Origin of the sequence: Pseudomonas sp. (genome assembly GCF_049590575.1) — a bacterium.
Classification (GTDB): domain Bacteria; phylum Pseudomonadota; class Gammaproteobacteria; order Pseudomonadales; family Pseudomonadaceae; genus Aquipseudomonas.
The window spans coordinates 1-7,145 of the sequence record NZ_JBAWDE010000446.1; the positions used below are offsets into that span (position 1 = coordinate 1).

The 7,145-nt window shown below is 62.0% G+C and carries 6 protein-coding genes and 1 pseudogene; 2 read left to right on the plus strand and 5 right to left on the minus strand.

What is annotated here, in order from left to right; all coding sequences use genetic code 11:
* The 5 genes and pseudogenes from WBR57_RS30970 to WBR57_RS30990 all read right to left on the minus strand — a co-directional run.
* A pseudogene (locus tag WBR57_RS30970) lies at window positions 1–232 on the minus strand (electron transfer flavoprotein subunit alpha/FixB family protein); the annotation flags it as partial.
* The gene (gene dgcB, locus WBR57_RS30975; protein WP_424089522.1) at window positions 232–2,172 is read right to left on the minus strand and encodes a dimethylglycine demethylation protein DgcB; all 1,941 of its coding nucleotides are present in this window, start codon (window positions 2,170–2,172) and stop codon (window positions 232–234) included. The gene dgcB and the pseudogene WBR57_RS30970, both read right to left, overlap by 1 nt.
* A 157-nt stretch (window positions 2,173–2,329) precedes the next feature.
* Window positions 2,330–4,390 carry a dimethylglycine demethylation protein DgcA gene (gene dgcA / locus WBR57_RS30980; RefSeq protein WP_424089524.1) on the minus strand — a complete coding sequence of 687 codons (2,061 nt, stop codon included), beginning with the start codon at window positions 4,388–4,390 and terminating at the stop codon, window positions 2,330–2,332.
* 16 nt (window positions 4,391–4,406) lie between these two features.
* Complete coding sequence (locus WBR57_RS30985; RefSeq protein ID WP_128874052.1) at window positions 4,407–4,937, minus strand: DUF5943 domain-containing protein; 531 nt, start codon at window positions 4,935–4,937, stop codon at window positions 4,407–4,409.
* Window positions 4,938–5,007: 70 nt separating this feature from the next.
* Window positions 5,008–5,985 carry a dipeptidase gene (locus WBR57_RS30990; protein ID WP_375066547.1) on the minus strand — a complete coding sequence of 326 codons (978 nt, stop codon included), beginning with the start codon at window positions 5,983–5,985 and terminating at the stop codon, window positions 5,008–5,010.
* Window positions 5,986–6,203: 218 nt separating this feature from the next.
* Here WBR57_RS30990 and WBR57_RS30995 point away from each other — a divergent pair, with 218 nt between their 5' ends.
* Window positions 6,204–6,605, plus strand: a complete 402-nt coding sequence (locus WBR57_RS30995; protein ID WP_122542210.1) for a lysozyme inhibitor LprI family protein — start codon at window positions 6,204–6,206, stop codon at window positions 6,603–6,605.
* Window positions 6,606–6,646: 41 nt separating this feature from the next.
* Window positions 6,647–7,063 (plus strand): DUF3010 family protein, encoded by a 417-nt coding sequence (locus WBR57_RS31000; RefSeq protein WP_424089528.1) that lies wholly within the window; start codon window positions 6,647–6,649, stop codon window positions 7,061–7,063.
* The last annotated feature ends 82 nt before the right edge of the window (window positions 7,064–7,145 follow it).

The following is a 7,145-nucleotide window of genomic DNA, read 5'->3' on the forward strand; positions in this document are numbered from 1 at the left end:
GCACTTCCACCGCCGCCGTGCGCTTGGCCGCGCCGCCCTGCTGGGCGCCACTGCGGTCGATGCGCTTGATGCCGTTGGGGCCGATAAAACCGACGCCATGTACGTTTTTGCGGATAACGCCGTTGGGCCCCATCCAGCTGTGTTGCACCGGCTGCATCGCCGCGTGCAGCGGGTGCAGGCGGTTGCGGGCGATCCATTCGGCCCGTGGGTCGCGGCGGATAATGTCGCTCATCAGTGCACCTCCGCAGGTTCACGTTTCAGGGTCTTGACCGGTGCGGCGTCTTCGAGCAATGCGTCGGCCACCAGTTCGGCAATGTCCTTGATCAACGGGCGTGGTTCGACCACGCCTTCGAGCATCGCCGTACACTGCGGGCAACCTACCGCCACCAGCTCGGCGCCGGTTTCGCGGATGTCGTCCATGCGCATGTCCGGGATACGTTGCTTGCCGGGAATGTCGGTGATCGGCGCACCGCCGCCACCGCCGCAGCAGCGTGAGCGCAAGCCCGAGCGCTGCATCTCCTTGACCTCGATACCCAACGCGCGCAGCACTTGGCGCGGCGCCTCGTATTCGCCGTTGTAGCGGCCCAGGTAGCACGGGTCGTGATAGGTCACGCTGTTGCCCTTGTGCTGGCCCAGGTTCAGCGCGCCCTCGCCGATCAACTCGGCCATAAAGGTGCTGTGGTGCTGCACCACATAGTCGCCGTTGAAGGCGCCGTATTCGTTTTTCAGCACATGGAAACTGTGCGGGTCGCAGGTGACGATGCGCTTGAAACTGTATTTGCCCAGGGTCTGGATATTGCGCGTGGCCAGCAATTGGAACGTGGCTTCATCGCCCAGGCGGCGGGCGACGTCGCCGCTGTCGCGTTCTTCCAGGCCGAGCACGGCAAAGTCGACCTTGGCGGCTTTCAGCACTTTGACGAACGCACGCAAGGTGCGCTGGTTACGCATGTCGAAAGCGCCATCGCCGACCCAGAACAGCACGTCGCAGCTGCCTTGGTCGCTGAGCAACGGCAGGTTCAAGTCCGCTGCCCAGTTGAGGCGACCGCCCGGTGCGAAGCCGCCGGGGTTGTCGGTGGCGATCAGGTTTTCCAGGACCTCGGCGCCCTTGTTCGGCGTGGCGCCTTTTTCCAGGGTGAGGTGGCGGCGCATGTCGACGATGGCGTCCACGTGCTCGATCATCATCGGGCACTCTTCCACGCACGCACGGCAGGTGGTGCAGGACCACAGGGTTTCGGCGTCGACCAGGCCATTGACGATCGGCTGGTGCGGGTTGCCGCTATGTTCGCCGACTGGCTTGCCCGGATAGGGGCTACCGGCGAACTTGGCGTCGGTGCCACCGGCCAGGCCGACCACCATGTCCTGGATCAGCTTTTTCGGGTTCAGTGGCTGGCCGGCAGCAAATGCCGGGCACGCCGCTTCGCACTTGCCGCACTGCACGCAGGCGTCGAAGCCGAGCAGTTGGTTCCAGGTGAAATCCTTGGGTTTTTCCACGCCCAGTGGCGCGGATTTATCGCTGAGGTCCAGCGGTTTCAACCCGGTGGAACGGCCGCCGCCGAAGCGTTCGGCGCGGCGGTGCCAGGCCAGGTGCAGGGCGCCGGCGAAGGCGTGCTTCATCGGGCCGCCCCAGGTCATGCCGAAGAACATTTCCGACACGCCCCACAGCACGCCCACACTCAGCAACGCGGCCAGCAGCCAGCCGCCGAAGTCGGCGGGCAGAATCCCGGCCACCGGCAAGGTCACCAGGAAAAAGCTCACCGAGAACGCCATCAGGCTTTTCGGCAGGCGCATCCACGGGCCTTTTGACAGGCGCGCAGGTGGGTTGCGTCGGCGCAGGTAGACGAAGGTGGCGCCGACAAACATCAGCACCGAAGCCAGCAGCAAGGCATAGCCGAGGATGCGGTTATGCAGGCCGAAGCCATGCACCAGAATCGCCAGCAGCGCCGACAGCACAAACCCCAGGGCAGTGGCGACGTGGGTGTTGGCGATGTATTTGTCGCGCGCGACCACGTGGTGCAGGTCGACCATGTAGCGCTTGGGCATGGCCAGCAGGCCGCCGAGCAGGTCGACCTTGGAGGCACGGCCGCGGCGCCACATGTTCACCCGGCGCAGGGCGCCGAGGACGGCGAGGCCCAGGGCGGCAAACAAGAGAATAGGCAGCAAGGTGTTCAACATGGTGAAGCTCCCACAGACCACACAAATCTAAAGTGAAACTGGCCCTGAAATGTGGGAGGGGGCTTGCCCCCGATGAGGGAGTGTCAGTTGATACAGCGTTGGCTGACTCACCGCTATCGGGGGCAAGCCCCCTCCCACATTTTTGGCCATGCGCGGGTCAGAAATCCTTGCACAGGCGCAGGGCGTCATAGATCGCGGCGTGGGTATTGCGCTGCGCCACACAATCGCCGATGCGGAACAGCAAGTACCCGTCACCCGCCTCGCTCAAGCATGGTTGCGGCTTGATCGCGAACAAGGCTTCGATGTCCATCTGGCCCTTGTTGCGCGAGCCGGGCTTGAGGGCGTAGTAGATTTCCTCATCCGGGCGCACGCCGTTTTCCACGACCACCTGGTCCACCACCCGCTCCTCTTTGGCGCCGGTGTATTCGTTCTCCAGCACCGCCACCAGCTTGTCGCCTTCGCGGTAGACCTTTTCCAGCATCATGTCGCCGGTCATGATCACTTCCTTCGGGTACATGCTGCGGTAGTAAGTCGGGAACGACGTACCGCCCACGGCCACGCCGGGTTTGATGTCGTCGGTGACGATCTCGACCTGGCTGCCCTTGTCCGCCAAAAAGTCCGCCACCGACATGCCGGTGAACTCGCAGATGGTGTCGTAGACCAGCACGTTCTTGCCCGGCGCGACTTTGCCGTCGAGCACGTCCCAGCTGCTGACCACCAGGCCTTCAGCCGCGCCCCAGTGTTCGTTCTGCTCCAGGAACGGATGCCCGCCGACGGCCAGCACCACCACGTCCGGGCGCAGGTCGAGGATGGCGTCGGCATTCGCCGCCACGCCCAGGCGCAGGTCGACGTTCAGCCGCGCCAGTTCCAGCTGGAACCAGCGGGTGATGCCGGCGATCTGGTCGCGTTGCGGCGCCTTGGAAGCCGTGGTGATCTGCCCGCCGATAAAGTCTTTCTTTTCGAACAGGGTCACGTCGTGGCCACGCTCGGCGGCGACGCGCGCCGCTTCCATCCCGGCCGGGCCGGCACCCACCACCACGACCTTGCGTTTGGGCCCGGTGGATTTCTCGATGATGTGCGGCACGCCCATGTATTCGCGGGAGGTCGCGGCGTTCTGGATGCACAGCACGTCCAGGCCCTGGTACTGGCGGTCGATGCAGTAGTTGGCGCCGACACACTGTTTGATCTGGTCGATCTGGCCCATCTTGATCTTGGCGATCAGGTGCGGGTCGGCAATGTGCGCACGGGTCATGCCGACCATGTCCACATAGCCGCCTTCCAGAATGCGCGTGGCCTGGTTCGGGTCCTTGATGTTCTGCGCGTGCAGCACCGGGGCCTTGACCACTTCCTTGATCCCGGCCGCCAGGTGCAGGAACGGCTCCGGTGGATAACTCATGTTGGGGATCACGTTGGCCAGGGTGTTGTGGGTGTCGCAACCCGAACCGACCACGCCGATAAAGTCGAGCATGCCAGTGTCGTCGTAATACTTGGCGATCTGTTTCATGTCCTCGTGGGACAGGCCGTCCGGGTGGAATTCATCCCCGCACAGGCGGATGCCGACGCAGAAATCCGGGCCGACTTCGGCGCGTACGGCCTTGAGCACTTCCAGGCCGAACCGCATGCGGTTTTCGAAGCTGCCGCCCCATTCATCGGTGCGCTTGTTGACCCGTGGGCTCCAGAACTGGTCGATCATGTGCTGGTGCACCGCCGACAATTCCACGCCGTCCAGGCCACCGGCCTTGGCGCGCGCCGCAGCGGTGGCGTAGTTGCCGATCACCCGCCAGATTTCCTCCGGCTCGATGGTCTTGCAGGTGGCGCGGTGCACCGGCTCGCGGATGCCTGACGGCGACAGCAGCGTCGGCCAGTGCTCGCCGTCCCAGCGCGAGCGACGGCCCATGTGGGTAATCTGGATCATGATCTTGGCGCCATGCTTGTGCATGGCATCCGCCAGGTTCTGGAAGTGCGGGATGATCCGGTCATCGGCCAGGTTCACCGATTTCCACCAGCCTTGCGGGCTGTCGATGGCCACACTGGAAGAGCCGCCGCAAATCGCCAGGCCGATTCCGCCCTTGGCTTTCTCTTCGTAATACTTCACATAGCGGTCGGTGGTCATGCCGCCGTCGGTGGCGTACACCTCGGCGTGAGCGGTGCTGAGCACGCGGTTGCGGATGGTCAGTTTGCCGATCTGGATCGGCGCGAACATTGCTTCGAAAGCCATGGCACGGTTCCTCGACTTACAACGGCTTGACGGTGAACAGGCCGTCGTCGTGGCCCTCTTCGGAGCCTCCGTACACTTGTTCGGCCACGGTGCGAATCTGGCTGCCGCGCGCCTGCAGAATCTGGTCCATGGCACCGGCAAACCAACCGGTGAACATGTAGTCGACCTTGCGCCCGACCTTGCCATACACGTAGACGAACGCCGAGTGCTCGAGCTTGACGCTGGCGGTGCCTTTGTCGAGGTCGATGTCCTGGATCTTGAACAGGCCCCAGCCGCGTTGCGACAGGCGCTTCATGTAGTGTTCGAACACCGCTACGCCTTCCAGGCCGTGGCATTCAGCTTCTTTTTCACACCAGTGCCAAGCGGATTTGTAGCCGGCCTTGTAGAGGATGTCGGCGTAGGCGTCGGCGCCCAGCACTTCTTCGATGCCCATGTGGTTGTTGACGAAGAAATGGCGCGGCACATACAGCATCGGCAGGGCGTCGGAGGTCCAGACACCGGTTTCGCTGTCGACTTCGATTGGCAATTGCGGGGCGATCTTGGCCATGGAAACTTAACTCCAGAAAATTCGTATTGATGCCCCCGGCGTGGATGGCCGGGGGAAAAGAGAGGTTGGCTTATTCGCCCCAGACGTCTTTGAGGACGTTGACCCAGTTCTCGCCCATGATCTTGCGCACCACGCGCTCGCTGTGGCCGCGCTTGAGCAGGGTCTCGGTGAGGTTGGGGAACTCGCCCACGGTGCGGATGCCCAGCGGGTTGATGATCTTGCCGAAGCTGGTCAGGCGGCGGGCATAGCCCTTGTCATGGGTCAGCATTTCGAAGAAATCCTGGCCATGGCCCTGGGTGAAGTCGGTGCCGATGCCGATGGCGTCTTCGCCGACGATGTTCATGGTGTATTCGATGGCTTCGGCGTAGTCGTCGATGGTCGAATCGATGCCCTTGGCCAGGAACGGCGCGAACATGGTCACGCCGACAAAACCACCGTGGTCGGCGATGAACTTGAGTTCTTCATCAGACTTGTTGCGCGGGTGTTCTTTCAGGCCGGACGGCAGGCAGTGGGAGTAGCACACCGGCTTTTTCGATTCGAGGATGACTTCTTCGCTGGTTTTGGAGCCGACGTGGGACAGGTCGCACATGATGCCGACGCGGTTCATTTCGCCTACCACCTCGCGGCCGAAACCCGACAGGCCGCCGTCGCGCTCGTAGCAGCCGGTGCCGACCAGGTTCTGGGTGTTGTAGCACATCTGCACCACGCCCACGCCGAGCTGCTTGAAGATCTCGACGTAGCCCAGTTGGTCTTCAAACGCATGGGCGTTCTGGAAGCCGAAGATGATGCCGGTCTTGCCCAGTTCCTTGGCTTTGCGGATATCGGCGGTGGTTTTCACCGGGATCACCAGGTCGCTGTTTTCACGGATCAGGGTCTGGCTGGCCACGATGTTATTGATCGTGGCCTGGAAGCCTTCCCACACCGACACGGTGCAGTTGGCGGCAGTCAGGCCGCCTTTGCGCATGTCTTCGAACAGGTCGCGGTTCCACTTGGCAATGATCAGCCCGTCGATAACGATGCTGTCGGCGTGCAATTCGGCTGGGCTCATCAGGCGTCCCCTTATTGGCGATTCATGCGCCGAATCGTCTGCCGGCGCTTTGGGGCCAGCATATGCCCAGGGGCTGAACGAACCGGGTGCAAAAACGACAGGGGAATTGCCGAAAGCGTCAATCCGCGACAAAGGCAGTGATCGCAGGTCCGACTGGCGACTGTTCTTTGTCTTACGCTTGAGCCAGAATTCCGCATCACCTGATATGAGACGGCGCAATGAAATCGATTTTCCTGGCTTTGGCACTCATCGCAACCGGCGTCCACGCAGCCGAAGACACCGACAGCACGCCGTGCGATGGCATCGAAAACGACAAGCAAACCCTGGAATGCGCCACCTACAACAAAACCACCGCCGAGCAGTTGCTCAAGGATAACTACCAGGGGCTGCTGGAACGCATGGCGTCGACCTACGCCAGCAACAAGTCGCAACTGGCCGACATTACCGCTCGTCTGAAGGATGCCCAGCAGAAGTGGGAAAAACTGCGTGACGCCGACTGCGCGGTGGACACCTTCCCGGCGGTGACTGGCTCCAAGGCCTATGCGATTGCGCAGAATGACTGTTTGGCGCGGATGAGTGATGAGCGGTCGGAGTTTTTGGAGTCGATTGGGCAGGAATAAGCGACAATCCCCGCCACTTCCGTTCTGAACCAAGGCCATTCATGACTATTTGCGGCATCGAAATCAAAGGCAGCGAAGCCATCATCGCCGTCGCTTCACTGGACAACCAGGCGCTGACCCACGTCGCCCTGGCCACCAAGAAAATCGCCCTCGAAGACGACGATGAAGCGGCTAACGTCAAAGCCTTCGCCACCCAGGTGAAGGCGTTCGTGCAGGCAAACGCGATCACCCGCATCGCGATCAAGAAGCGCAGCAAGAAAGGCGAGTTCGCCGGTGGCCCGACTACGTTCAAGATTGAAGGCGTGTTTCAGTTGCTCGACGGCGTTGAGGTGACGTTGTTGTCGCCGCAGACCATTAATGCGCAGAACAAGAAACACAATTTTGAGCTGCCGGCCACGCTGAACAAGTATCAGCATGAGGCCTTCAAAGCGGCGTGTTCGGCCTTGGTAAAGAAGTAAGCCACACCACAAATCAGTGTGGGAGCGGGCTTGCTCGCGAATGCGGTGTATCAGTAGGCAAATCTGTTACTGACACACCGCC

Excerpts from the sequence above, each read along its gene's own strand:
- dgcB (WP_424089522.1), bottom strand. The coding sequence starts at position 2,172 with ATGTTGAACACCTTGCTGCCTATTCTCTTGTTTGCCGCCCTGGGCCTC.
- dgcA (WP_424089524.1), bottom strand. The coding sequence starts at position 4,390 with ATGGCTTTCGAAGCAATGTTCGCGCCGATCCAGATCGGCAAACTGACC.
- WBR57_RS30985 (WP_128874052.1), bottom strand. The coding sequence starts at position 4,937 with ATGGCCAAGATCGCCCCGCAATTGCCAATCGAAGTCGACAGCGAAACC.
- WBR57_RS30990 (WP_375066547.1), bottom strand. The coding sequence starts at position 5,985 with ATGAGCCCAGCCGAATTGCACGCCGACAGCATCGTTATCGACGGGCTG.
- WBR57_RS30995 (WP_122542210.1), top strand. The coding sequence starts at position 6,204 with ATGAAATCGATTTTCCTGGCTTTGGCACTCATCGCAACCGGCGTCCAC.
- WBR57_RS31000 (WP_424089528.1), top strand. The coding sequence starts at position 6,647 with ATGACTATTTGCGGCATCGAAATCAAAGGCAGCGAAGCCATCATCGCC.